30 protein-coding genes are annotated in these 24,255 nt (G+C 38.6%); 12 read left to right on the top strand and 18 right to left on the bottom strand.

Translation table 11 applies throughout. The annotated features are described in order from the left end of the window. Positions 1–206 precede the first annotated feature (206 nt). A complete protein-coding gene (locus tag JT739_RS02995) occupies positions 207–617 on the bottom strand; it encodes a methylglyoxal synthase (protein WP_237659609.1) in 411 nt (136 codons plus the stop codon). A 153-nt stretch (positions 618–770) separates the two neighbouring features. On the opposite strand from JT739_RS02995, the gene JT739_RS02990 reads away from it, so the two are divergent. Both JT739_RS02990 and JT739_RS02985 read left to right on the top strand, forming a co-directional pair. Continuing rightward, entirely contained in the window at positions 771–1,823 is a 1,053-nt protein-coding gene (locus JT739_RS02990; RefSeq protein WP_237659608.1) for an inorganic phosphate transporter, read from the top strand. A 26-nt stretch (positions 1,824–1,849) separates the two neighbouring features. Then, positions 1,850–2,470, top strand: a complete 621-nt coding sequence (locus JT739_RS02985) for a DUF47 domain-containing protein (RefSeq protein WP_237659607.1) — start codon at positions 1,850–1,852, stop codon at positions 2,468–2,470. Between the two features lie 42 nt (positions 2,471–2,512). Here the strand turns inward: JT739_RS02985 and JT739_RS02980 are convergent, their stop codons facing one another. From JT739_RS02980 to JT739_RS02970, 3 genes are read right to left on the bottom strand one after another with little or no spacing between them, the layout of a single operon-like run. Next, positions 2,513–4,456, bottom strand: coding sequence for a TRAP transporter permease (locus JT739_RS02980; RefSeq protein WP_237659606.1), 1,944 nt, complete (start codon positions 4,454–4,456; stop codon positions 2,513–2,515). A 3-nt stretch (positions 4,457–4,459) separates the two neighbouring features. Then, on the bottom strand, positions 4,460–4,972 hold the full coding sequence (locus tag JT739_RS02975; RefSeq protein WP_237659605.1) for a DUF1850 domain-containing protein: 513 nt from the start codon (positions 4,970–4,972) through the stop codon (positions 4,460–4,462). 45 nt (positions 4,973–5,017) lie between these two features. Further along, positions 5,018–6,013, bottom strand: coding sequence for a TAXI family TRAP transporter solute-binding subunit (locus tag JT739_RS02970; protein WP_237659604.1), 996 nt, complete (start codon positions 6,011–6,013; stop codon positions 5,018–5,020). Between the two features lie 355 nt (positions 6,014–6,368). Between JT739_RS02970 and JT739_RS02965 the strand changes: the two genes are divergently transcribed. Together JT739_RS02965 and JT739_RS02960 are read left to right on the top strand one after the other, a co-directional pair. After that, positions 6,369–6,809, top strand: a complete 441-nt coding sequence (locus tag JT739_RS02965) for a hypothetical protein (RefSeq protein WP_237659603.1) — start codon at positions 6,369–6,371, stop codon at positions 6,807–6,809. A 59-nt stretch (positions 6,810–6,868) separates the two neighbouring features. Further along, on the top strand, positions 6,869–7,306 hold the full coding sequence (locus JT739_RS02960) for a ferritin family protein (protein ID WP_237659602.1): 438 nt from the start codon (positions 6,869–6,871) through the stop codon (positions 7,304–7,306). Between the two features lie 112 nt (positions 7,307–7,418). Here JT739_RS02960 and JT739_RS12680 read toward each other — a convergent pair whose 3' ends face one another. The 13 genes from JT739_RS12680 to JT739_RS02905 form a co-directional block, all read right to left on the bottom strand. Beyond that, complete coding sequence (locus JT739_RS12680; RefSeq protein ID WP_255688277.1) at positions 7,419–7,553, bottom strand: hypothetical protein; 135 nt, start codon at positions 7,551–7,553, stop codon at positions 7,419–7,421. 18 nt (positions 7,554–7,571) lie between these two features. Further along, a complete protein-coding gene (locus JT739_RS02955) occupies positions 7,572–7,958 on the bottom strand; it encodes a nucleoside recognition domain-containing protein (protein WP_237659601.1) in 387 nt (128 codons plus the stop codon). Positions 7,959–7,976: 18 nt separating this feature from the next. Then, positions 7,977–8,570, bottom strand: coding sequence for a nucleoside recognition domain-containing protein (locus tag JT739_RS02950; RefSeq protein ID WP_237659600.1), 594 nt, complete (start codon positions 8,568–8,570; stop codon positions 7,977–7,979). Then, entirely contained in the window at positions 8,567–8,854 is a 288-nt protein-coding gene (locus tag JT739_RS02945; RefSeq protein ID WP_237659599.1) for an amidohydrolase family protein, read from the bottom strand. Before JT739_RS02945 ends, JT739_RS02950 begins: the two co-directional genes overlap by 4 nt. 220 nt (positions 8,855–9,074) lie before the next feature. Beyond that, positions 9,075–9,476: an aldo/keto reductase gene (locus JT739_RS02940; protein WP_370642561.1), complete on the bottom strand. Its 402-nt coding sequence runs from the start codon at positions 9,474–9,476 to the stop codon at positions 9,075–9,077. Between the two features lie 151 nt (positions 9,477–9,627). After that, positions 9,628–9,699 (bottom strand): YgiT-type zinc finger protein, encoded by a 72-nt coding sequence (locus JT739_RS12860; RefSeq protein WP_370642560.1) that lies wholly within the window; start codon positions 9,697–9,699, stop codon positions 9,628–9,630. Between the two features lie 61 nt (positions 9,700–9,760). Continuing rightward, on the bottom strand, positions 9,761–10,435 hold the full coding sequence (locus JT739_RS02935; protein ID WP_237659597.1) for a hypothetical protein: 675 nt from the start codon (positions 10,433–10,435) through the stop codon (positions 9,761–9,763). Continuing rightward, positions 10,435–11,241, bottom strand: a complete 807-nt coding sequence (locus tag JT739_RS02930; RefSeq protein ID WP_237659596.1) for an ImmA/IrrE family metallo-endopeptidase — start codon at positions 11,239–11,241, stop codon at positions 10,435–10,437. The genes JT739_RS02935 and JT739_RS02930 overlap by 1 nt, the downstream gene beginning before the upstream one ends. Beyond that, positions 11,238–11,585: a helix-turn-helix transcriptional regulator gene (locus JT739_RS02925; protein ID WP_237659595.1), complete on the bottom strand. Its 348-nt coding sequence runs from the start codon at positions 11,583–11,585 to the stop codon at positions 11,238–11,240. The genes JT739_RS02930 and JT739_RS02925 overlap by 4 nt, the downstream gene beginning before the upstream one ends. 236 nt (positions 11,586–11,821) lie before the next feature. Further along, positions 11,822–12,538, bottom strand: a complete 717-nt coding sequence (locus tag JT739_RS02920; protein WP_237659594.1) for a 4Fe-4S binding protein — start codon at positions 12,536–12,538, stop codon at positions 11,822–11,824. Positions 12,539–12,781: 243 nt separating this feature from the next. Further along, positions 12,782–14,152, bottom strand: a complete 1,371-nt coding sequence (locus JT739_RS02915) for a hypothetical protein (protein ID WP_237659593.1) — start codon at positions 14,150–14,152, stop codon at positions 12,782–12,784. Positions 14,153–14,506: 354 nt separating this feature from the next. Further along, a complete protein-coding gene (locus tag JT739_RS02910) occupies positions 14,507–15,355 on the bottom strand; it encodes a hypothetical protein (RefSeq protein ID WP_237659592.1) in 849 nt (282 codons plus the stop codon). Then, entirely contained in the window at positions 15,352–16,935 is a 1,584-nt protein-coding gene (locus JT739_RS02905; protein WP_237659591.1) for a hypothetical protein, read from the bottom strand. Before JT739_RS02905 ends, JT739_RS02910 begins: the two co-directional genes overlap by 4 nt. Positions 16,936–17,584: 649 nt before the next feature. Between JT739_RS02905 and JT739_RS02900 the strand changes: the two genes are divergently transcribed. Next, on the top strand, positions 17,585–17,887 hold the full coding sequence (locus JT739_RS02900; protein WP_237659590.1) for a helix-turn-helix domain-containing protein: 303 nt from the start codon (positions 17,585–17,587) through the stop codon (positions 17,885–17,887). Between the two features lie 119 nt (positions 17,888–18,006). Here JT739_RS02900 and JT739_RS02895 read toward each other — a convergent pair whose 3' ends face one another. Beyond that, positions 18,007–19,152 (bottom strand): NAD(P)/FAD-dependent oxidoreductase, encoded by a 1,146-nt coding sequence (locus JT739_RS02895; protein WP_237659589.1) that lies wholly within the window; start codon positions 19,150–19,152, stop codon positions 18,007–18,009. A 208-nt stretch (positions 19,153–19,360) separates the two neighbouring features. Between JT739_RS02895 and JT739_RS02890 the strand changes: the two genes are divergently transcribed. The 7 genes from JT739_RS02890 to cpaB all read left to right on the top strand — a co-directional run bounded on the left by JT739_RS02890 (position 19,361) and on the right by cpaB (position 24,248). After that, complete coding sequence (locus tag JT739_RS02890; RefSeq protein WP_237659588.1) at positions 19,361–20,476, top strand: alanine racemase; 1,116 nt, start codon at positions 19,361–19,363, stop codon at positions 20,474–20,476. 722 nt (positions 20,477–21,198) lie between these two features. Continuing rightward, positions 21,199–21,366 carry a Flp family type IVb pilin gene (locus JT739_RS02885; RefSeq protein ID WP_237659587.1) on the top strand — a complete coding sequence of 56 codons (168 nt, stop codon included), beginning with the start codon at positions 21,199–21,201 and terminating at the stop codon, positions 21,364–21,366. A gap of 66 nt (positions 21,367–21,432) precedes the next feature. Then, positions 21,433–21,546: a Flp family type IVb pilin gene (locus JT739_RS12855; protein ID WP_370642558.1), complete on the top strand. Its 114-nt coding sequence runs from the start codon at positions 21,433–21,435 to the stop codon at positions 21,544–21,546. A 110-nt stretch (positions 21,547–21,656) separates the two neighbouring features. Further along, positions 21,657–22,166: a prepilin peptidase gene (locus tag JT739_RS02880; protein WP_237659586.1), complete on the top strand. Its 510-nt coding sequence runs from the start codon at positions 21,657–21,659 to the stop codon at positions 22,164–22,166. Positions 22,167–22,172: 6 nt separating this feature from the next. Then, positions 22,173–22,577, top strand: a complete 405-nt coding sequence (locus tag JT739_RS02875) for a TadE/TadG family type IV pilus assembly protein (RefSeq protein ID WP_237659585.1) — start codon at positions 22,173–22,175, stop codon at positions 22,575–22,577. After that, positions 22,578–23,525, top strand: coding sequence for a TadE/TadG family type IV pilus assembly protein (locus JT739_RS02870; protein ID WP_237659584.1), 948 nt, complete (start codon positions 22,578–22,580; stop codon positions 23,523–23,525). It abuts the gene before it with no gap. Between the two features lie 18 nt (positions 23,526–23,543). After that, positions 23,544–24,248, top strand: a complete 705-nt coding sequence (cpaB, locus tag JT739_RS02865) for a Flp pilus assembly protein CpaB (protein WP_237659583.1) — start codon at positions 23,544–23,546, stop codon at positions 24,246–24,248. The last annotated feature ends 7 nt before the right edge of the window (positions 24,249–24,255 follow it).

The following is a 24,255-nucleotide window of genomic DNA, read 5'->3' as shown; positions in this document are numbered from 1 at the left end:
TGATAATGTGTTATTATCCAATTGGATGTTACCTCCTCTGATTTAGTTTTGCGGTTGGCCAAACCCGCTTTATTTTATCAGAGGAGGTATGTTTTTTCTACTCATAGCTATAAGCTTTTCGGAACCACGGGCATAGCCCGTGGTATTCGAATGACAAAAAAAGACATGGCAGCATTAAATATAAACCATGTCTTTGACAAGTTTTTTTAATCTTCTAATGTTGGATTTATAACCTTTCTCCAATCTAGGTCCCCTCGCATTAGCCCCTTTATCAACACTTCTGCCGTAGCAATATTTGTAGCCAATGGCACATTGTGAACATCGCAAACTCTCATCAGTGCGTTTATATCCGGTTCGTGAGGCTGGGCAGTTAACGGATCTCTCATAAATATGACTAGGTCCATGGTTTCACTGGCTACCATGGCACCAATTTGCTGATCGCCTCCTAAGGGCCCGGACTGAAATAGATTCACTTTTAAATTAGTAGCATCCATAATTCTCTTACCGGTAGTACCGGTGGCATAAAGGGTATGGTCTTTTAAAAAATCTTGATATGCTATGGCGAAATCCACCAGTTTATCCTTTTTTGCATCATGGGCTATGAGTGCAATATTCATATAAAAACCTCCAAGTTAGCCATATAACTTTTACCTTTATCTTACTATTTAGGTTGGATTTTTTCAACAAAATCTGTATAATAATATTGGATTTTTGTGTTTAAATCCAAATAAAATATTTTATATGTAAAAAAATATTGAAAGAGGATACATATGACTGTAACTCTAGAGGATTTTTTGTTAAACTTACTTTCTAATCCTGCCCTGGTTGTTACGGTAGCGCTGACGCTAGGTACCATCACAGTTAACGGATGGACCGATGCTCCAAATGCCATTGCTACCTGCATTTCCACCCGTTCTATGAGGCCGCAATCCGCTATTATCATGGCAGCCATTTTTAATTTTCTGGGCGTATTTTTTATGACAACAATAAATTCAAAAGTAGCCGAAACCATTTATAATATGGTGGATTTTGGAGGAGATGCCCATAAAGCACTTGTTGCTCTTTGTGCTGCCATGTTTGCCATTGTAGTATGGGCCACTGCAGCTTGGTGGTTCGGCATACCCACTAGTGAAAGCCACGCGTTGATAGCAGGAATTAGCGGTGCTGCTATAGCACTTCAGGGTGGCATAAACGGTATAAACCCAAATGAGTGGGTTAAAGTAATTTACGGATTGGGCTTGTCTTTATTTTTAGGATTCTTTTCCGGCTGGTTTGTAGTTAAAATGGTTGAAAACATCTTTAGGGGCTTTGACCGTAGAAAGACATATGGCTTTTTTAAAAATGCGCAAATAATAAGTGCAGCCGGCATGGCTTTTATGCATGGTGCTCAAGACGGTCAAAAGTTCATGGGAGTTTTTATGTTAGGTGTGTTTCTTGCACAAGGGCAGGCTTTTGTCACTGAATTTATTATTCCTTTTTGGCTTATTTTATTGTGTTCTGCGGTAATGGCACTTGGAACTTCTATAGGCGGTATGCGAATAATCAAATCTGTAGGTATGGAAATGGTAAAGCTTGAAACCTATCAAGGCTTTTCCGCTGATTTAGCCGGAGCGTTGTGCTTACTTCTCGCTTCGTTACTAGGACTGCCCGTCAGCACTACACATACCAAAACAACAGCTATAATGGGTGTAGGTGCCGCCAGAAGAATATCCTCAGTAAATTGGGGAATAGTGAAAGAAATGGTTTTCGCTTGGATCATGACATTTCCCGGTTGCGGATTGATCAGTTTCATATTAGCATTATTTTTTATGAGAGTATTTTAAAAAATAAGATTGGGGAAGGCATGGCTATGAGTAAAAAAGATAATTATTACTTTGATACTTTTGTAGAATTAGTTGATTACTCCTGCAAAGCTGCAAACTTATTAGACCAAGTAATTACAAATTATGATGCAGAGCAGATAAAGATTAAAATGGAAGAAATGCATGCTATTGAACACAGTGCAGATATGGTAAGGCATAAAATGATTGAAAAACTCCTAAAGGAATTTATTACTCCAATTGACCGAGAAGACATCATGGCAATGGCAGACGCTATCGATAGTTTAACAGACAGCATAGAAGACGTATTAATGCGAATGTACATGTATAATATCGTTGAAATTACGGACTATGCTCAAAAAATGACTCAGATTATAAAAAAGTGCTGTCTTTTGTTAAAACAGGCATTTGTTGAGCTTCCCAATTTCCGCAAATCAAAAGAACTCCACGAATTGATTGTAGAAATTAATCGGCTTGAAGAAGAAGGAGATGCCCTTTATACTGAAGCAATTAGAGCATTATATCTAAGTGATAAACATAATAAAGATATCGTCGCCTGGGACAATACCTATCATTACCTGGAAAAATGCTGTGATGTATGTGAGCAGGTATCTGAGGTCATTGAAAAAATCATCATGAAAAATACTTAATTTACTGGACTTAAAAAAGGGGTGGCAAAAGCCACTCCTTTTTTATGCATTAAGTAATGCTTTCTTCCTTTTTTGCATTATATATCCGATTGCCAAAAGCACGAAACCTATAATATCCGTTTGCATGCCCGGAATCACCATTAACAGTCCACCTACAAAGAAGATTATCTTTTCAAAAACAGATAAATCTGTAAGGAAGAAGCCTTCCGCACCGGCTCCTACTCCTATAATACCGACAATTGAGGTTATGGCAATCAAGATTATATCTAAAACATGCACATCTATCAGCAGCAGTGCTGGGTTATATACGAAAATATACGGTACAAGAAAAGCTGCAATAGCCAGTTTCGTAGCCTGTATTCCTGTCTTTAGCGGATTTGCCTTAGCAATACCTGCACCTACAAAAGCCGCCAATGCTACAGGTGGTGTTACGTCAGCAATGATGCCAAAATAGAACACAAACATATGAGCAGCTAAAACAGGGACATTCATCATTATAAGTGCCGGAGCAGCAATTGTTGATGTTATTACGTAGTTTGCCGTTGTTGGCACACCCATACCTAAAATAATCGAGGTTACCATAGTAAATACGAGAGTCAGGAAAAGGTTGCCATTGGCCAAATCAACTAAAACCGAGCCAAGTCTAAGGCCAAGACCCGTAAGTGTCACAACACCTACAATTATTCCGGCACAGGCCGTTGCAGCTACTACACCCAAAGCACCTCTGGCTCCTTTTTCCAGGCCCTCAATTATATCATTTAAGCTAATACGAGTGTTTTTCCTAAGCATAGCACAGCCTACTGTAAGAATTATTGCCACTAGCGCTGCTCTCATGGGTGTGTAACCCTTTGCTAATAGATATATCAAGACCACTAGAGGAACTAAAAGATGACCTCTTTCTCTAAGCACAAAGCCAATATTTGGCAGCTCTTCCCGAGACATTCCTTTAAGGCCTAAACGTTTAGCCTCAAAGTGAACTTGAGTCCACACACCAAAATAGTATAAAAGCGCAGGGATTATAGCAGCAGTTACTATCCGAAAGTAAGGTTGGCCTATAAATTCTGCCATGAGAAATGCCGCTGCACCCATAATAGGCGGCATCAGCTGACCTCCCGTAGATGCGGTCGCCTCTACTGCTCCGGCAAACTCAGGCTTATATCCCAGCTTCTTCATCATCGGAATAGTAAAGCTTCCTGTCCCTGCCGTATTTGCCACAGAGCTTCCGGATACAGTTCCCTGTAAGGCGGATGCTATAACAGCAACTTTCGCCGGTCCTCCTGCAGCCCATCCTGCTACAGCATTAGAAAGATCTATGAAAAGCTGACCCAAACCGGTTTTGTCCAAGAAAGCACCAAACAAAATGAACAAGAATATAAACGTTGATGATACTCCTAGCGGTATGCCAAATATGCCTTCAGTGGTGTAAAACAAGTGCTGGACCAATGTGGGAAGATCAGCACCCCTATGCGCAAGCGGACCTGGAAGCTGCCTTCCAAAAAGTGCATATGCTATAAACGCTATTGCCACACATACCATAGGCAAGCCCACAACTCTTCTAACTGCATCAAGTATCAGGATAATTGCTATGATTCCCATAATATAGTCAGTAGTAGTAACAAGGCCTGCCCTTAATACCAAGTCCTGATAAAATACAACAATGTACAAAGGCGCCGCTGCCCCTAAGATAGCAAAGATCACATCAACGGGATGTATTCTATCCCTTGGCCAGTTAGCTCTTGCAGGATACAGGAGAAATATCAGGCATAGAGCAAAAGCAAGATGGATAGATCTTTGCAACATAGCATCAAGAGTGCCAAATGCCGCAGTATAAATTTGAAAAACCGAAAAGGTTATTGCTATAGCGGCTATGATCTTTGCAAAAAAGCCGGTTACAGTTCGATAATCGGATTCTTTGTCGACTTTTTTCACTATTTCCTGGCTTACGACAGCCGCTTGTTCAAAATCATTATCTCTAATTTCCTTCATTTCTTACTCAGTCCCTTCCATTGTGAAATAGTTACGCCTTACAAGCATCCACCTGTCTGCAGCCGTAATTTTCACAAGGTCATCCGAAGCTACAAACGACAGTAAAGAATAGGTCTTTTCTCCAACGGTTATACTATGCTTTGGAATAGGTGACACCCGCATTTCAATTGATGTAAACTCTCGGTTAAGACCTGTTAACTTAAATTGGCCGTGTTCATTTTTGAACTCTCCATTATCTTCTGTATAAGGGAGACCTACGCCCAAAGATGAAAAAGTCGTTTCCACAAGAATGAGCTTATTGTCTTTAGTTATTTCAAAAACTTCGTATACCGGCGTTTTTTCTACTGAATGAATAAAACTTAGTGTAAATTTTTTTTCAGGAACCAAAATTGTGTGTTTAACATCTTCTGTTTGTGATTCTATTATTAAAACCTTTGTGCGTTCTAATTTAAAAATAGCAAAGAATAATAGCAGGGTTACTGCAATTAATATCAAAAGTTTTAAGCGGATTTTCATAAAATCTGAGCATTGGAGAATCCCAATGCTCAGTTACCTCCTTATTTACAGCTCATCAAAATATTTTTGGGCACCTGGGTGAAGATCTACAGGCATACCTTCGGTTCCAGTTTCGGGTTTAATAAGTTCACCTACAGAGTGAGCAGCTTTAATCCTATCAAGATTGTCATACATGGTTTTGACAAGATTATAAGCTAGCTCTTCATCCATGTCGCTCCTTACTGCCAGCATAGCCTGAACTGCGACAGTTTGGACATCTTCAGTTACGCCTTTGTAAGTATTAGCAGGGATTACGTTCTTTACATAATAAGGATATTGGTCCAGCAACTTCTCTACTAATGCATCATCTAAAGAAACTATTCTTACATCATGTTGAGTCGCTATATCTGTAACAGCCGCTGTGGGGAAGCCTGCAGTTACGAAAGCTGCATCAACATTGCCGTCTTTAAGATTGTTAGCAGCTTCTGCAAAAGACAGATACTGAGGTGTAATATCGTCATAAGTAATTCCTGCAGCGTTTAAAATCTGTCTGGCATTAGCCTCAGCGCCACTTCCAGCTGCTCCAACAGCAACTCTCTTGCCTTTAAGGTCAGATATTGAATTTATTCCCTTATTGGCAAGGGTAACTAATTGAATAGTTTCGGGATACAGTATTGCCAGCCCTCTAATGTCCTCATATTTTTCTTCAAAAAGCTCTACGCCGTTGGCCGCATAATAAACAATATCATTCTGTACAAAAATAACATCCGCTTTGTTCTCTCTTAAAAGGTTAATATTAGCAACTGATGCTCCAGTACTTTGAGCAGTAGAATTTACACCGGGTACGTTTTTATTCCAAATTTCAGATACTGCTCCACCTAACGGAAAATAGGTTCCGGCTGTTCCCCCTGTAGCAATGTTTAAAAATATTGGTTCTTGCTTTTGTTCTTGTTTTGCTTCCTCTCCACCGTTTTGCGGTGTGCTGCTGCCTCCTCCGCAGCCGGCAATTAGTGCCATAAGTAACACACCAGCAAGTACTATGGCCAACACTTTTTTACCCATCATTTATCCCCCTTATAAAATTTTTTTATATATTTATTTTATTTAGAGACAAAAATAACGTAGAAATAATAACATACTTGTATACAATTTGTCAATCATACAAAAAGACAAAAAAACCATTGTAATTACCTTACTACTTGATATTTTAGCACTTTACTGCTACATTGTCAAAATTAAGTTAAATTATTCATAATTCGAATATTGTCAAATATAGTTATTTTTTGTCTAAATAAGACGAGAAATAACTTCTTAAGCCACATTGACTTAGAATGGTTATTTTTGTATAATAAGAATGATTATTAATACTAATTAGTATAAATTGATAAAACACCAACTCTGGAGAGGAGAAACGGTTATGGCTGTTAATATTGAGGGCCTGATTAATGAAGTTTCAAAATGCTGCCTTGGAGAAAGCCAATGCGGAAAATGCGACATGGACAATTGTTTAATCGGATATTGCAAAAAAATACTGACCACTTCTTTAAAAGAAAACACTGAATTTATAGACGGCGGCGTTGACAATTTGCCCTATTACGATACGAGATTTTATGATCAAGTTGATGTTACAGACGCCATAGGGTATTTATTAAATCAGTGTAGGAACTGTAATCTTTACCATGATGAAGCTTGCATAATTAACATAATAAGAAGCGCTTTAGAAATTATTTTGCTTGGTAAAACCCAGGAATACAACGGCAGCGTTTTAATTTATCTAAATGATATTAGAAAAGTTAATGAAAGTGTCGCCGATAATATTCTTGAGGCTTTTAACAGGAGAAAAAAGCAGGATGAGTAAGGATTGAGTATAAAAACCAAAATATAAAATAAAATTTCAATTTTGAGGAGGCATTACATATGGAAAAAAGGCAACTTGCAGTGGAGAATTTGCTTGGTGAAACTAAAGGCACGGAACTCGAAGGAGCCGTAAGGCAGAATTTTACAGGCGAAACTAAAGAAACCGGTATTTATCTAGCAATGGCAAGACTGGCTCAGCGCCAGGGCTATCCGGAAATTGCAGAGGTATTAAAAACAATTGCCTGGGAAGAAGCTGAACATGCTGCAAGATTTGCTGAACTAAATGGCATGATTCAGGAAGACATATTCGAAAATATCGAGCAGATGATAAACGGTGAAGTTTCTTCCAATGAAGGCAAAAAACAGGCTGCAGATAAAGCTGCTGAACTTGGCCTGGATACTGCCAGAGATTTCTTTAATGAATCCGCTAAAGATGAAGCAAGACATGCTAGAATGCTTGAAGGAATTTTGGCAAGGTATAAAAACTGCTGTCAATAAAATTAATATTAGGGACAGGTCCAATTATTTTTAACCAGATTCTTCCTCCACTCCTTGTCCGCTTGCATTTTATCTTTTTATATAGGCCCTGTCCCTTGATATTTTTTTATCTCTAATATCCAAACAATACCGCTACAATTATTACCGACATTATAAAAGAAGCTATATCAGTAATAAGACCTGTGGCCACAGTATGCCTAACTTTCTTTATGCCAACAGCCCCAAGGTAGACCGTTATTATATACATAGTGGTAGAAGTACCTCCCTAGAAAACAGAGGCAACCCTTCCTATGAACGAATCAGGCCCGTAGTTATTCACAAGCTCAGCCATTACTCCTGTAGAACCGCTGCCAGAAAGAGATCTTGTGATTATGTGGGGGACCATGTCGGCGGTTAAATTAAACCTATCAAATACCGGTCCCACCAGCTTTTGCATAATTTCCAGTGTTCCGGATCCTCTAAGTGCCCCTATAGCCACAAAAATAGCTACTAAATACGGAATTATCCTTACAACCGTATTAAAGCCTTCCACCGCACCATTGATAAAGCAGCCGTAGACATCGACCTTTTTATAAAGACCATATAAAATAAACAAAGCTATTAATATGGGTATTAATCCAACTGATATCCAGTCCATTATAGTTGAAAACATTAACCTTCCCCCTCTCCCTTATTTTGCAGGTTTAACAGAATCATAATCTATACGATACGCCGGAAGCTTAGCAAAGGTCTTTGCTAAAAATACATTGAGCACAGTAGATAAAAACGTGCATAAAATCGTGGGGCCGATAATCTCGCCAGGATTTGATGAGCCTGCTGCAACTCTGGCAGCAATTACGGTAGGTGTTATCAGTGCAATATTCGAAGTAAGTATAGCCGTAAAAACAGCCTGGTCATCAGACACGGTATCGGGCAGCGGATTGTACTCCTGCATATCTTTTAAGGCTTTAATTGCAATGGGCGTCGCGGCATCCAGCAACCCCAAAGCTACCGCTGCCATAGCCAGAACTATGCTGCCCATGGCATTGCTATCAGGGGGAATGCTTGGAAACAGCCGTTTCGTTATGGGTTTCAACCACGAGGCAAGAATCTTATTTATTTCTGCCTCTTCAGCGATTTTCATAAGGCCAAGCCATAATGCCATGACACCTATTAATCCCAATCCATAATTGGCTGCAGTAGCCGCCTGATTAAAAATAGCATCGTTCATCTCCTGCAAGTTACCTGTAGCAAAAGCTACAATTATAGAAACTATCATCATCATTGAGATGCCCAGCAGTTGCCCCCAACTTCCGTAGTTATACCCTGCCTTATTTTGCTTTCCCCCAGTGGATTTGGAAGAATGGTAAAATCAGAATGAGTATGCAAATCGATAAATCCGGGTGTGACATATTTTCCGCTGACATCTATTATCTCCTTTGCCTCAACGTCCCCCTGGCTTTTTCCTATAAACGCAATCTTATCTTCAACTATCCCTATATCCCCATAAAACCAGGGATTTCCTGTTCCATCAATTATTCTGCCGTTTTTTACAAAAATGTCATACATTGCTAACCCCCCTAGTCCCATCATATAATGTCTGATTTTTTGTGTTTATGTGTACTACTATATGTGGTGAAAGCAGCCTGTATGACGGAATTAATCAAGGAAGTTTGTATTAATTTAAAAGATAAAAGCCAATGCTGTTTTAATCGCATTGGCTTTGGTTAGGTTCTGACATTGTCAATTTTCACAATAAATTAGTGCCAGGTTTCCCCGGCACTCGTTGTTACATATATCTATAAGGTTCTATAATAGTTTCAATTTCACTTAATTCTTCATGGGTCAAATCCCATGTTGTTGAATGGAGGTTCTTTTCTAATTGGCTAACACTTGAGGCTCCGGCAATAATGGAAGTTACTTCTTCTTTCTGTCTTAACCAGTTTAATGCAATTTCATTTAATGGCTTTCCGATTTTATCAGCCTCGGGAATAATAACGCCAATAGTGTTGCTCTCTCTTTTGCTCAAACTTCTTGCCTGGGCAGATGGATAATAGGCATTTTCTCTAATAACCCTTTCGATTTTCTCCCTAGTTTCTTTGTTAACATATCCAGAATTATTTAATACTCTTGAAACAGTTGATTTGGATACTTTGGCTTTTTTGGCTATATCGTTTATTGTCAACCTTATATGCTAACCTCATTTGTGGTACCGGTTTCAGGATAATTATATGTCTAATATTAAAATATGTCAATATAAAATTTTTATTTAGAAATTTTATAATTCTACAGTTAATTTTATATATGCTCTCTCAGACTATTGTAATTATTCTTGTATTTTTTTATATATAATATTTTTCTCCACATTCCTCACATACAAGTGCATGGATATTTTGTTTCCCTCCTACAACCAAGGCCTCTACTCCTTAGATGCTGTGAATATTCTGTGCCTTTTCGTTTGCCTTATTCCCATTCCTAAATATCCATTGTTGTTAGATATGTAATTAGCTTTTGAATCTTTTGCTTAGCATTTATACTTTTCTTAACACAAAAAGACTTCATCCATTCTTTTTCATTTTCCCTATAAGGATTTGTCCAAAACCGTCTAATAAATGCCTTTAATTTTGAAGAGAAATTCATTGATATCCCAGACAAATCACATATCGTGCAAAAATAGTCAAATAGTTCTTCTGCTGTGATTTCTCCATCTAGATAATCTAAAAATAATATCTCATAAAAAGCAAATGGCATAACATCAGAATCAGGAATTCTCATTAACGTATAATGCGGCCCTCGTTCCTTAATATCGTCAGTGACTAGGCACATACAACCTAAGGTTTTTGCCGTTGCAATTGCAAAAACCTCGCCTAAGTCACTACTTTCAAATAAAATCTTAATGTTTTTTACATGTTGTTGAAACACATTATACATCCCAATATCTTTTAAATAGGCATCGCTAATCAATTCGATATTTCCTGCCTTTACATCTTTATCAAATAAATCTATAATTTCAGTGGTGGCATGTCTTTCCATCTCTTGATACCGAATAAATTCATATACCTTTAGTTTCTTAAATCTATTGAATAAAATAGCTTGGAAGTTCGCCTTATATAAATGGATAATAACATTAGTGTCTAGTGATGCATCCATTAGTCCATCACCCTAAGCAAATCATCAAAGCTTTCATCTTCTTCCCGCTCTTCTTGAGATAAGTCTAAATCTTCCACTTTCAAATCCACATAATTTAAAGCTGCTTCCAAGCTTTTTATGGGAATTAGTTTTTCATTGTAATTGAAAATAACCCACTCTAAATATTCAGCCGGCACCCTCTTGACTTCCGTTGCCTTACAAAGATCAATGTTTCCGTTGATAACTTTTAAAAGCCTAGATGTGGTTTTTTCCATTTTCTCCAATTTTAATTTTTCCATTACAGCATCATTTAATATACCTAGTGATTTTAATCTAATCAGTGCCATATCATAACTAACATTGAATACTGTTTGTATTCTTGCTATATCCAATCCAGTCCATTTATTAATACTCTTTTCATTTAGTTCTAATCTAATAAAGCTATTTACCTTCTCAACGGGCATTAGCAAACATGCAGCAAAATAATTAGCTTCAACTTCATACTCATCTCTATTGTTAAAATCATAGTCCTTAATTAATGTCAAACCTTGTTCTGACAAATGCAGTTTATGGTGTCCAATCTCGTGAGCAACAGAAAAAATTTCCCTAGATAAAATTGATGATGAATTTGAAAAAATAATTCGATCAGCGTTTTTTATTATGGCAAATCCCAAGGGTGCATCATTACCTAAGGGATATCTAATTACTCTATATCCTAACTTTTCAGCGGCTTCAAATATATTTTGAATACCATAATCTGTAACTTTGCACTCAGCTCTAACGCTGTCGGCTATTTTTTCAATATCAAGTTGCCTTTTTCTATTCATTCGACATTAACCTGCCTTACACTGTTATAAAGCTTTCTATGCGCATAAAAAGTATCAATCATTTCCAAAATATAATTAAATTTATCTTCCCGAATAGAATCGCCATCTCTTCTGTATATAACTTGTTTTTGATTAATGTTATTGACAGCAGAAGTTATATCTTCAGCTTCAACTCCCAGAATCTTGGAAATAGTTAAGATACTAGCATATGAGATATCTACTAAACCCTTTTCAATTCTTGCATATTTTTGCCTTGAGCAATTCATTTCTTTAGCAACCTGCTCTTGTGTCAAACCTTTAGATTCTCTCAAAGATCTGATTCTTGTTCCTAATACTTCATTCATGGCAACACCTCCCTCTTAATTTGATTATAATTTATTGTATGCTAAAGTCAACGATAATGTTATAATTTTGTAACATTATTATTTATTATACTTTAATTTTCATTGATTTATTCAAAAATATCACATTTATGTTACGGTTTTGTAACATAAATGTGATAAATAATCTCTGTCCCAAATTTGGTGATGAGGTATGACCACCTTTTCCTTTTATAAATGATAGCAGAACTATATCTCAATCATTTATTTTCTAGTGATAAAAGATTTAATGGACAATTTTTGACACAAGTCGAGCATTTGATGCATTCTATATTGGTGAATTGATTGTTTTTATCAAATTCCAGATAAGGAGTTAACTGGAAAGGACATACTTTGGAACACTTTCCGCACTTTATACATTTATCCGGATTTGAAATGGTAATATGTGTTTCAGTTTTATCTGCCACTCCCACTAATTTGCCTAGTTTGTAAGATAGTTTTTGCATTGTGCCCATGGGGCAGAACTGGCACCAAGTCCTGGGAGTTATAAACACGGCAAGTGCGCCGCCTACTATCAGCACCATTAAGTACGTGGTTACAAATACAAACCCAAGTTTATCTAAAAAATCAAAACTTCCCCACTGATTGACTACATTTAATATTCTCCTTGAAAAATTAAACATGAAGAATACAAAGAATCCTAGAATAAAATACTTTGATTTTAAAATCTTTGGTATTGCCATATTGCTGCTTATAGGCAGTAAGCTATCAAATAGTGAACCGTGTGGACAAATATTGCCACACCAATACCTGCCGCTAAAAAATGCAGTTATCATCAGCCCTGCCATAATAAATATAACAAAAAGCCCAAGCTTTGGTTCAATTAAACCACCTATTGCCACTAATATAGTAAAAAGCCAGGCATACTTTCTAATCGCGGTAAAAGCCCTATTGGCTTTAATATATTGTGTGCCCATTACATATCTCCCCTATCCATACATAATTTTATTTGATTATACTTATTATATATTTCGCTGTCAATATATTATGCGAAATATCTTCTATTGGTGCTAATTAATTCTTCACAGATGAATATTTATGAATTTCTTGAAAATATTACCGATGAGGATGCTTTTAAGAAACATTTCGTAAGTGAAGACATGTAAAGCAAAAAATCCGTTTTTAAGAGAATTCCTTCTACTTAAAAACGGATTTTTACATTATAATAATCCATTTATTAGCGCGATCAAGACACTGAAAAACAATACATTAAAAACACCAAACTTACCGTTTAATCCAAGGGAGATATCCCAAGGCGAACAGTTGAGCAGACCTCCGGCAATCAAAGAAGTGGCTGAAAAAGGAGAAATTAATATAGCCAGGGCCCAACCTACAATGATGGTAAGAGCAAAACTCATGTCAGTTAAGCCTATACTTGCTGGCACTATTGTAGCTACTAGAGCCGTCCCTATTACCACCGGGTGTAGCCCCAATAAAGAAGGCACTATCATTAAAAGCATAATTGAACCTATTAAAAGCACCGGATATTGATACATCCATACAGGCAGCAGTTTAGGTATAATGGCTCCTACACCGGAGAACTCCAGTGCCTTTGACAGAAAACCCGCTGCAGTAAACAATGCCACCTGGCTCATCACGTTTAGGACAGATTTATCATAATACTCTTTTATACCCGCCTTATAATTTTGCACCTTGTTTTGAAGCAAGGCAATAACTACTGGAAATACTATGGCCACTATAGGGATGATAACCATCAAATCCCACGGCGTTATTTTGCTCATCACCGCAATTATGCCAATTAATGCTGCTGAAAGGCCGATTAAGATATATATTTGTTTCCAATCAACCTTCACATCTTCTTTTGCCTCCAGCTTCGGATATTTTTCAGGATTTTGCCGTATTTTAAACCACACTGCTATGGTATCCAATGCCAAAGATATTAGGAAGAAACCTATCCCCCACGGGATAATTTCTATCCATGAAATACTCATTTGCGTTGTAACTACCAAAATTGACGCCCAGGCCGGTGACCAAAAGCCTGATGAACAGTATCCCCTGAGCAGTGTTGCCATAAAAGTCTTTTCAGCGTTGTAGAGCTTTGCATTGTTCTTGAACAACTCAAATACCAAGTTGACTGCCCCAATAGAAATTACAACTCCAAAAATGTGCACCACAGAAAAAGTGAGCACACAAAAGGGCAGCAAGCTCTGCATATGGACCTGTGCCACATGTTTTAATTCTTCTTGGTAATCATTATAGCTAAAAGGGAGAAACATCAAAGGAACAAGAATAAACAATGTTACAAGATTGCCATTTTTGTCAATGCACAAAAGCCAAGCATCGAATGGGAGTTTTATCCAAAACACAATACAAATGCCTAGTAGCATAAGCGCAAGGCAAATCCCACGAGTCACCTTAGGCAACACTCGCACAGCAGAAATAAATATATATGTTAACATTCCGCAGCAAAGATAAAATAAAAAAGGGCTTTTTATAAAATAGTTAGCCAGATGTAATAAGGCAAAAATAATAATCACATTTCTTTTAAAGTGATACGAAAATGCACTCACTTGACTGCCCCCATCTTCTAGAAAGGTTCTTTTTTATTCAGAACCATCCTTCAATCTTATGCGAATCTTTTTCATGTCATTATACCATAAACTCTTTTCCCTTACACTGCCCTCAATATTGAATTTAATCATACTCTTGTTACCAAATTCATCCACAGGCATAAGCCCACATGCTCTTGTTCACAATGGCAGACTCGCATTTTAAATTGCCTGCAGTTAATCAACTAAGGAATGAAAAAAGACCGTCAATCAAGAAGGTTTCTTCTCAACCGACGGTCAAATACAAAGCAATATATTTACTTTTAATCTCGATTCAACCTCTACACCTAATTCAGGTCTTTTTGCTTATAAGAATCATTCTCCTAAGGAAAGATATTGTTTTACTGCATCCGATATCGCATTTGCAGCCAAGTGATCAAATGATGTGCCTACAACGATGATATTGACTCCTGTAGCTTTAAATGCTTGATAGTTGGTAAGATTTATCCCGCCTTCAGCTAATGTAGGCACATTTTTAACCGAGTTTACTAATGCTTCTAATCTTTCTTTCACCTGTGGATGTATTTCTCCTGCCGCTACACCCTCATAAGTCATACCTGTCATTAAGCCTATCATATCTACTCCTATTTGTTCCATGGCTTGAGCAACCTTGCCAACTTCTTCAGGTGTCCTTGCAGGTATTCCCAAAAGATGCTTATCATCAGGATGAGCTATGTATGCATCCACCAATAGACCGAATTTGTGAGCCTTTGCAACCCATTCTTCTAGATCCTCTAGTGTGGCCTTATGAGTATGTAGACCATCAGCTCCTGCACGTGCTATATTATAAAAATCTTCATCTTCAAGAATAATAGGCTCCTTTTCTGTAAATCCTCCCGGAACTCCAACCGTAATGAAAATTTCTTCTCCTACAGCACTTCTAACACCGGATATAACCTTCAGCATTTCGTATAAAGGTAGTTTATGCCTCACAGCCTCAGCCGCATGCATATCTTTGGCTCCATACAGTCCCCTTGCTAATACTACTGCTGGATGATTGGGTTCAATAAGGCGAGCTCCTGCTTCTACAGCTGCTCTGGCCATTCTTGCATCATCACCTGTTATCCCGGTACTAAGAAGGGTTGTCCCACCATGCATATTTATAGCATCCCAAACCTTCTTAATAGCCCTTTCTCTCTTTTTTTCCATATCACCTTTAATCATAGATTATGCGCCTCCATTTTATTTTTACTATGTTGAGCACCTTTATAAATTCGATTTGCCGAAACGGTTAAAAGTAATGCTATTGTTAGAGTCGTAAGCATTGATAAAATAAATCCCACAGTGTTATTTGACATAAAGGGCGCGACTAATATGGGGACATATGCCATACCCCGAGCATTGAAGTATCCCGCTACAGCACCGCCTGCTGTTGCGCTGATTAACGCTGCAGCAAACACCAATTTATCTGCAAACATAAAAGGGTAAGCCGCTTCCACAAAAGTCCCGAATACTGTCAAAACAAAAAAAACAGGTAACGCAGCTATTCGATCAGCTCGCGTGCGTGGATACAATATATTTGCCAGGGTAATTCCCGCCGCAGTAACCACTAATCCCACCGCATCAATAGCTCCTAAAAAACTGTTACCATACTGTTCCATCTCCAAAAGAATTATAGGAAGTATCGCAGCATGGTAAACTCCCCCAATTATTGCGGGCCATATTAGCAACCCCGATATTGCTCCTGCAACGATAGGATTATAATCCAAAGCTGTTTGTATAAGCGTTCTAACACCATTACCCGCTGCAAGGGCTATAGGTGAAAATCCAAAGTACATTACAAGACCCGAAAGTAATCCTGATAGCCCACCGGATAAAATGTTGACAGTAGTAGCAGGGAAATTCCTTTTGGTACTAAATGCTACAAGATATGGAACCATTATCCCCGAGGCTATACCTCCGAGTAGACCCCCAATAATGCCACCTTTTGTTGAAAGAACTCCTGAGACCACACCTGCAACAATACCCACCTCATCATAACCAGACACTTGTTTTGCTGCAACCACGGCAACTACAACTGGCAATGCTTCTATCATTACATCAAAAACCTCATTAAACACATCAAAGCCAGGAATTCTGCTTAATGCTATAGTAATTGCCATAGCTATAAATGCAGGAAGTGATGTTACCATAATCCCTCGAAAATTTATTCTCTTAAAAGGACTCTCATCGGATATTTTCTCCTGATATGAACCAATTACAGGCTTATATCTTAAATTCCAGTAATTTGCAAGACCTGCTGCATAAGACACAGCTCTCGTTCGATTTGTGGAACCAGTTGTGCCTGAGGCCGCTACTACATTTAGTCCAACAGAGCGTGCATGAGCAACGGACGTTCCACCTGTGCCTACTGCTGGAAGACCTTTTTCTGCCCCTGCTTTAACTGCTTCTGAGTTTGTATCTTTCGGGTCAGCGCTAACTAGTATAAGACCGTCTATTTCTCCTCTTTCTATCTGTTCTGCTAAAGCTTTGTCAAACTCTTTCGCTTTTTTGTTTACTTCTGCAAGTTTGCCTTCAAAAGATACTTTCAGTTCACCTTTTTCCATAACTATAAGCCGTGCGGGGGTATGAGACTTTGCTTGGTCCATAGATACGTCGGCCGCAACAAACTGCACAGCAGCCATTTCTATTCCTGCCGCATCAAGCTGAATTTTTATCGCCTCTAGTAATGCAAAAGGATCCTTCCCTCCAAGATTATATAGGTTGCCACCACTGCTTCCTATCACAGCAACCCGCTTATTCAAAATATCACCCCTTTTATTGCATTTATGTTGTTCAAAAGTTGTAGACAACTAAACACCTATTACTCATCTGTTTTGGCATTTGGCAAGCATTTCCATAATTTTATTATTGGTTCCTAAATGAGCACTAGAAACAGAACCACGGTGATGTTTCATTAGAATCGACTTCAATTAGTTCCTAGCGTCTGGTGCAATAAATGGCCTAACGAATATTGATTGTTTTTTCTCTACCACCTCCCTATCTACTGAAAACATCCGCAGCAATAACCCATCAATTTAATAACCTTGTATTTAGAACAAGTTGTTGATATAATTTGGTAGGAGAAAAACCTTTTTTATCTTTCTCTAAACGCGTGAAAGCTTACTGGGCCAAATCTGATCTTTATTGTAATAATCTTTATTTTTTTGAATGAGTTATTACTGCGGATATACAATTAAGGCTATTTAAATCTGGAACATATCACTGACAAAATATTTGTGTTTTTTAGAAACAAGCTACACTTTATATGCTACGCTATAGCATATATTTATTCAATGTTTATTTAGTGCTATAGTGTTAGTTGTGTCTCTCTTATATCGATTTTTCTATATAAAGCTCGAAATTTCTCCCAATTGCATTCTTTTACGGTCGAGAGTTACGAGGAGGATTTTTATGCATATAGGCAATAGTATAAAAAGGTTAAGAACGAAATTAAAAATGTCTCAAAATGAGTTCGCTAAAGCATGCGGGATCTCCATGTCTTACCTTTCAGAAATAGAAAGAGGTCTAAAAAATCCAACCATTGATATAGTTTTAAAAATTGCTACAGCCTTTAATGTTAAAGTCTCCGAAATTATAGATGAATCTCCAACTACTCCTTTAACTCCCGAGCTTAAGCAAATCGTAGAAACACTGACAGATTTTAAACCAGAACAAATAAATCTTTTAAATAACTTTCTAAAAAGTCTAAAATAAAAAATTCGTCAACTATTGTTAGAGCAATAAAAAAGCTGGGATCTTTTCTCCCAGCTTTTTATGTTTACAGCAATATTAAAATGTTGCCTTCGGCAATTAATTCTTGTGATTAACAAATGTCAAAACCAAAAGTTTAGCCAGTACTTTTCAAAAGCGATTTTACCCAAGTACGATATCCTAGATGGCCTCAGTAGCGTAATGAAGGGTTTAGGTTGGGCGAAGTAATGAACGGTTGAATAGCGGGCCCTGCCAAATCCCGTGTGCATGATGCAAGAACCCTTTCCGGTATATCGGTACTTTGGGGTTAAGCCTTGCGCAATGCAGGCAATGTTGCGGGCTACTACTTCCCCCTGATAATGGGCAAAGATTCCCGCCTTTGGCGCGTATGCCTCCAGCACCGGAAGCTTAATGGCTGTTACGTCGCCGATTGCATAGACATTTGGTATGCCAGTCTCCAAAGTGCTGGGATTTACCTCCACAAAACCGTTGCTATCCACTAGGCCAGTGCTCCTTATCACGTTTGGCGTCCAGTGTGGAGCAATACCTAAAAACATTTCTCCTTTTACAACCATGCCATGGTCCAGTATCAATGCATCTTTTTCGACGCCGAGTATTTTAGCTTCTGTAATTAGCTCTATATTCCTGTCAGCAAGCATTTTTCGCACACTTTGTCCCACCTTTGGTCCTGCCAAGGGCTCTGGGGAAACCTCCGGAGTCACCATAACGAGCTCTACCTTGCTCCTGTTGCCCCGCTGCCTGAAAAAATAATCCAGCATAAAGACCATTTCATAAGGAGCTGGTGGGCATTTAAATGGCAAGCTTGATATAAAAAATACTATCCTGCCCGAATCAAAACTGTGTATCCGCTCATTTATTTTTATCACATCTTCAAACTCATAGGCATTTAATACATATTCATTAAAACCAGGCACAGATTCGGATCGGTACTCAACACCTAAGGCAATTACCAGATAATCATAGGGCAAAATATGCTGTGTCGTTAATACGCGATTGTTTTCAAAATCCAATTCCATTATTTCATCACAGATAAATTCGATGTTTTTTCTATTTAATCGCTCCAACGGTCTGCTGATGCTTTCAGGGCTTCTTTGGCCAATCATAAGCAGCGGAAAAGCGCCTGGATAATGGTAATCCGGTTTTCTGTCAACGACCGTTACCTGCATGTCCTGCCCCATAATCTTTTTTAGTACATTTGAGGTTACGATTCCTCCTATCCCACACCCGAGTATCAGTGTCTTTTGCATAGTCTCACCTCAGGAATATTGTTTCCTTTGGCTTTAAGTCTTATGCTATGCTGCAAATACAAGCCGCATAAAGCATCTTTTTCCATAGGATCTATAAAAATGCGTAGTAAATCTTTAGCCAGTCATGTTGTATAAATTTTATAGATTATTCAGATCTAAACGTTTATAATAATGAAGTAAGATGTTTCATACAAGGGAGGTTGCCACTTTGGAAAAAAGAGAATTACAAACACCGGCAATTTTGGTTGATTTGGATATCCTGGAAAACAATATTAGAAAAGCCCAGTCTTTATGCAATGAAAATGGCAAACAGTTATGGCCTATGATCAAAACCCATAAAAGCATCGAGATTGTAAAAATGCAGCAGCGAGCCGGTGCAACGGGATTTCTCTGCGGCACCCTTGACGAATGTGAGGCCCTTTTAAAAGAAGGCTTTGACAATATCATGTATGCCTATCCCGTGGCAAGTGATGCAAACATCAAAAGAGTAATTAACCTTGCAAAAAATTGCAACTTTATTGTCCGTATCGATAGTTATGATAGTGCAAGGATGATAAACGCTGCGGCAAAATCCGCTGGCGTTAGGATAAATTATACTATCATTATCGATAGCGGCCTTCATCGCTTTGGCATATTGCCTGAGAAAATAGTGGCTTTTGCTGATTCATTAAAGGAATTTGACGCATTAAACTTCAAAGGAATTTCAACACATCCCGGCCATGTCTATTCAGCCGTAAAACACGAGGAAATCCAGTATTACGTAAACCAAGAAAAAAGTGCAATGAAATACGCCCTTGATGCACTTAAAGCCGCAGGCTATAACCCGGAACTTGTAACTAGTGGATCTACACCTACCTTTTATAAAGCAGTTTACGATGAAAACATCAACGTATTCCACCCGGGCAATTACGTCTTTATGGATAACACTCAAATGTCCATAGGAATAGCCAAAGAATCCGACTGTGCCCTTTCCGTTTATGCTACAATAATATCCCATCCTTCAGAAACTATGTTTATCTGTGATGCAGGGTCTAAATGTCTGGGACTGGATAAAGGCTCCCATGGAAACGCCGCCATGAAAGGGTATGGATATGTAAAAGGTCACCCGGAACTAATAGTATCCACTCTTTCAGAAGAAGTAGGAAAACTTGAAGTTGTAGGGCCCACAACACTAAAAATCGGTGACAAGATCGAAATCATTCCCAACCACACTTGTACAACAGCAAACCTTACAAGTTACTTAATAGGCTGCCGGGGTGATAAAGTCGAAAGGCTCATCAAAGTAGACATGAGAGGAAATTCTACGCCGAAAAACTTCACTTAACATTAAAAGAGCATGGGCTAATTCGAATAGATTAGATAGCCCATGCTTTTTAATTTTAACTGCTAACTTGAGTTTTTCACCCACGGCTCTACAATGTCTTTAAAAACTTTATGATCATGATGGAAAAAATGATAAATCAAATAATGGGCTGCGTAAGGATCCAGCAGGCACTACCATTTTTATTAGCCTTCCACTTTCCAATCATCCCAATTTAGCGGGTAATGATAACGCCCACTAAATATAAATATCTATCATAACTTTAGTTTAAACCAGAATATACTGCCTTTACCCACTTTTGATTGGACTCCGCACTCACTCTCGTGCATTTCGATAACTTTTTTACGATTGAAAGGCCCAACCCAGTGCCCATTATTGTTCTTTTGTGTTGCTTATCAACCTCGCGCTGCTAAAGACTATCACCCTACAACACAGGAGATTCTCTAAGGGCCCGAGAACCTTGTTGTTTCACAAAAAAAAAGACCACCAATCGAGAAGATTTTTTTCTCGACTTGTAATGACAGCAATAAAAGCCAGAAAAGCATAATTAGAGCTTTTCGGGCATTTTTTATAAAAAAGTCCCAAATTTCGACAGGCCTTTTGGCACAAAACTAGGCGGGACCATAAATCAGATAATTCCGACCTTTGCATCATGTAAAACTTAAGTGAACTTTATAATATATAACTAAAATATATTTCAATAAAAGATAGGAGGTTTTTAAAAAATGTTGAAACATGTAAAAAAACTTTGGACAGGCCAGGAAGGTCAGGGTATGGCGGAATATGGACTTATACTTGCATTGGTAGCTGTTGTAGTAATAGGGGCACTCAGAACTCTCGGTACCGGTATAGGTGCCAAAATGGATGAGGTATCCGCAGAGTTAACCCCATAGTTAGAGTGGCAGATGCTCATGTTAAATTTCCTTATAACCATCTTAAACCAACAAGAGGGCCAGGGCATGGCAGAATACGCTTTCATTCTTGCCCTGGTTGTCCTGGCTACAATTGCAGGATTTAGAACTCTAGGGAGTGCCGTATCAGGAAAAATCGACGGAGTTGCGTCTAGCTTTTAATAAATCATTATTTGGCAACTTATACATAGCGCTCACACATCACCGTAGCCCTACTTAAAAAATTAAGTAGGGCTCCTTTGACAAAAAGCCCGAAAGGAAGGGTGGCTTAAATGGTTGCGGATATATTGCTGCTTACAACTTTGCTCATATGTCTTTACACAGATATTAGATTTAAAAAAATCTACAATGCGGTAACATTTCCTGCCATAATTGCGGCTGTCATTCTTAATTTATACTTATATGGCTTAAAGGGGGGCTTTGAGAGCATAAAAGGGCTGCTTACGGGTATAGCCCTTCTCTTTGTTCCTTTTGTGATGGGTGGTATAGGAGCCGGAGATGTAAAGCTTCTTGGAGTAATTGGGGCATTTAAAGGACCGGAATTTGTTTGGATTTCCTTTCTTGCAATGGCTATTACAGGTGGAGTGATTTCGCTTGCGATTATGGTTAGGAGCAAAAATTTCGCCCTTCGATTAAAAGCGGTATTTTATACACTTCTTTCTCTTTTTTTCCGGACACCTAAAATGCAAATATTGGATACTATCGATAGCAGTTCTGCCCTGACCTTTCCCTACGGCATTGCAATTACGGCTGGGGCAGTAATTGCATATCTACTGAGGTGAAATCCGATGATGATAAGAAAATTTGTAAAAACTGAGAGAGGTCAAACACTGGTTGAACTTGCCCTGGTTTTGCCGATAATTATCCTTATTCTCTTTGGCACTTTGGAATTTGGGCGAATTTTTCACTCCTATATAGTAATAACAAATGCAGCTAGGGAAGGTGCGAGATTGGGTGCCCTGGGCAAAAGCGACGAAGAAATAATATCCCGGATTCGAGAGGCTTCACCCCTTTATCAAGCTGATACCAGATTGCGCATAATCAGGTTGGAGCCTAATGAAAGTGCCCGAAATTCCGGTGTCCCCTTAACTGTAGAAGTTGCTTATGATGTGGAACTGGTCACTCCCATCATCTCAAGTATACTGCCCAATCCAGTTACACTAAAATCAACTGCTGTTATGAGGGTGGAGTAAATGAAAAGGCTTACCTCGTTTTTTGATAACTTCAAACGCAATGAAAGCGGTGCAGTATTAGTCTTAACGGCCGCAGCATTGGTAGTATTTTTAGGAATTATGGCACTGACTGTGGATATAGGGGCATTGGCTTTGGAAAGAAACCGCCTTCAAAATGCGTGTGATTCTGCCGCTCTGGCTGCAGCATGGGAACTACCGAATGTTAACCCAACCCGGGAGATGGCAAAAGATTACTTGATAATGAATAATGTTGACCCAAATGACGCTGCTATAAGCATAAGTGCAGACAACACAAAAGTAACTGTTGAGGTTCAGCGCGCCGTTGAATTTAAATTCGCCCCGATCTTAGGCATAAATAGCGGCACCGCAGCTGGAAAGGCCGTGGCTTCTTATGGCAGTATTTCAGGAGCCACAGGAGTTGTCCCTTTCGGCATACCCGATCAGGAGCTTTCCTTCGGTCAGGAATACCAGTTAAAAGCCGGGTCTCACGATGATTACGGTCCCGGAAACTATGGTGCCCTTGCTTTAGATCTTAGGGGAGCCCAGAGTTATTTAAACAACCTTAAGTACGGCTACCAAGGCATAATAAATGTTGGAGATTGGGTTGAAACCGAACCGGGAAACATGTCGGGACCTACTTTCGATGGGGTAACTTACCGTATAAACAGCTGTGAGCACACTCCCAAATGTTCCATTGACCGTTATGACATAAACTGTCCTATGGTCATGATAGTGCCCATTTATGAGCCAGGTTCTTTAAGCGGCAGAAGCGAAGTTAAAATAGTGGGTTTTGGTGCATTTCTTTTGAAAGGTGTAAACGGTCGAGGCAACAATAGCAGGGTTACAGGCTATTTTTTGGAGACCGTTCCTCCTGATAGTATAAAATATATCATCGATCCTGACCAGGAGAATTACGGTCTGCGTGCAGCAAAATTGATTTCAGAATAATCGAGTGGAGAGATCTATATGAAAAATAAATTTGTATTATTGCTTGCAATAGTTTTAGGTTTATCGGCAGCTTTTGGGACATTTCAATATATGGAGGATTTAAAACAAACATACAAGTTGTCGGGAAATTATACCCAGGTAGCAGTCGCAAAACAGCATATTAGGGCTAAGACAGTTATAACAAAGGAAATGCTGGATTTTAAGGAAATGCCCGCAGAATATGTTTTACCGGGTACTATTGTAGACGCAAAAGATGCGGAAGGAAAAATCACGGTAGGAGATATTTTCCCCGGAGAAGTGATATTAAGCAGCAAACTCACAAGTAAAGGTGACCCGGCTGCAGGGCTTTCTGCGAAAATTGAGGCCAATAAAAGAGCTATATCGATCCCTGCCAATAAAGTAAATGCATTGCACGGTTTGATCAATGTAGGGGATTGTGTAGATGTATTGGCTACCTTTGATGTAGAGGAACCTGACAAACGAGAATCATATACTTCTACCTTGGCCCAAAATGTACCGGTCTTAGCCATAAACAACAGTCTTCAGACAAGTGTTTCTGAAAAGTTAGAATTGGAAACTGTAACTTTAATGGTAGAACCGATACATGCTCAACAAATAACTTTGGCTTTAGAAAAAGGCAGCATACAATTGGTACTTCGAGCTCCTGATGACAAACAGGTTCAACCTATTTCATCTACAAAAATTCAGCAGCTGCTGCGTTAAGGAGGGC

The sequence above is a fragment of the Tepidanaerobacter sp. GT38 genome (assembly GCF_021991635.1).
Lineage (GTDB): Bacteria > Bacillota > Thermosediminibacteria > Thermosediminibacterales > Tepidanaerobacteraceae > DTU063.
Note: the sequence above shows the minus strand (reverse complement) of the source record. Positions and strands in the feature narration are given on the sequence as shown.

What these genes read in the sequence shown, in the direction of transcription:
- cpaB (WP_237659583.1), top strand. Translation starts at nt 23,544, where the DNA reads ATGAAAAATAAATTTGTATTATTGCTTGCAATAGTTTTAGGTTTATCG.
- JT739_RS02980 (WP_237659606.1), bottom strand. Translation starts at nt 4,456, where the DNA reads ATGAAGGAAATTAGAGATAATGATTTTGAACAAGCGGCTGTCGTAAGC.
- JT739_RS12855 (WP_370642558.1), top strand. Translation starts at nt 21,433, where the DNA reads ATGGCAGAATACGCTTTCATTCTTGCCCTGGTTGTCCTGGCTACAATT.
- JT739_RS02880 (WP_237659586.1), top strand. Translation starts at nt 21,657, where the DNA reads ATGGTTGCGGATATATTGCTGCTTACAACTTTGCTCATATGTCTTTAC.
- JT739_RS02965 (WP_237659603.1), top strand. Translation starts at nt 6,369, where the DNA reads ATGGCTGTTAATATTGAGGGCCTGATTAATGAAGTTTCAAAATGCTGC.
- JT739_RS02945 (WP_237659599.1), bottom strand. Translation starts at nt 8,854, where the DNA reads ATGTATGACATTTTTGTAAAAAACGGCAGAATAATTGATGGAACAGGA.
- JT739_RS02925 (WP_237659595.1), bottom strand. Translation starts at nt 11,585, where the DNA reads ATGAATGAAGTATTAGGAACAAGAATCAGATCTTTGAGAGAATCTAAA.
- JT739_RS02870 (WP_237659584.1), top strand. Translation starts at nt 22,578, where the DNA reads ATGAAAAGGCTTACCTCGTTTTTTGATAACTTCAAACGCAATGAAAGC.
- JT739_RS02970 (WP_237659604.1), bottom strand. Translation starts at nt 6,013, where the DNA reads ATGGGTAAAAAAGTGTTGGCCATAGTACTTGCTGGTGTGTTACTTATG.
- JT739_RS02975 (WP_237659605.1), bottom strand. Translation starts at nt 4,972, where the DNA reads ATGAAAATCCGCTTAAAACTTTTGATATTAATTGCAGTAACCCTGCTA.
- JT739_RS02885 (WP_237659587.1), top strand. Translation starts at nt 21,199, where the DNA reads ATGTTGAAACATGTAAAAAAACTTTGGACAGGCCAGGAAGGTCAGGGT.
- JT739_RS02995 (WP_237659609.1), bottom strand. Translation starts at nt 617, where the DNA reads ATGAATATTGCACTCATAGCCCATGATGCAAAAAAGGATAAACTGGTG.
- JT739_RS02990 (WP_237659608.1), top strand. Translation starts at nt 771, where the DNA reads ATGACTGTAACTCTAGAGGATTTTTTGTTAAACTTACTTTCTAATCCT.
- JT739_RS02910 (WP_237659592.1), bottom strand. Translation starts at nt 15,355, where the DNA reads ATGATTAAAGGTGATATGGAAAAAAAGAGAGAAAGGGCTATTAAGAAG.
- JT739_RS02985 (WP_237659607.1), top strand. Translation starts at nt 1,850, where the DNA reads ATGAGTAAAAAAGATAATTATTACTTTGATACTTTTGTAGAATTAGTT.
- JT739_RS02935 (WP_237659597.1), bottom strand. Translation starts at nt 10,435, where the DNA reads ATGGATGCATCACTAGACACTAATGTTATTATCCATTTATATAAGGCG.
- JT739_RS02895 (WP_237659589.1), bottom strand. Translation starts at nt 19,152, where the DNA reads ATGCAAAAGACACTGATACTCGGGTGTGGGATAGGAGGAATCGTAACC.
- JT739_RS02950 (WP_237659600.1), bottom strand. Translation starts at nt 8,570, where the DNA reads ATGATGATGATAGTTTCTATAATTGTAGCTTTTGCTACAGGTAACTTG.
- JT739_RS02920 (WP_237659594.1), bottom strand. Translation starts at nt 12,538, where the DNA reads ATGGGCACACAATATATTAAAGCCAATAGGGCTTTTACCGCGATTAGA.
- JT739_RS02900 (WP_237659590.1), top strand. Translation starts at nt 17,585, where the DNA reads ATGCATATAGGCAATAGTATAAAAAGGTTAAGAACGAAATTAAAAATG.
- JT739_RS12680 (WP_255688277.1), bottom strand. Translation starts at nt 7,553, where the DNA reads ATGTATATAATAACGGTCTACCTTGGGGCTGTTGGCATAAAGAAAGTT.
- JT739_RS02960 (WP_237659602.1), top strand. Translation starts at nt 6,869, where the DNA reads ATGGAAAAAAGGCAACTTGCAGTGGAGAATTTGCTTGGTGAAACTAAA.
- JT739_RS02875 (WP_237659585.1), top strand. Translation starts at nt 22,173, where the DNA reads ATGATGATAAGAAAATTTGTAAAAACTGAGAGAGGTCAAACACTGGTT.
- JT739_RS02955 (WP_237659601.1), bottom strand. Translation starts at nt 7,958, where the DNA reads ATGTTTTCAACTATAATGGACTGGATATCAGTTGGATTAATACCCATA.
- JT739_RS02930 (WP_237659596.1), bottom strand. Translation starts at nt 11,241, where the DNA reads ATGAATAGAAAAAGGCAACTTGATATTGAAAAAATAGCCGACAGCGTT.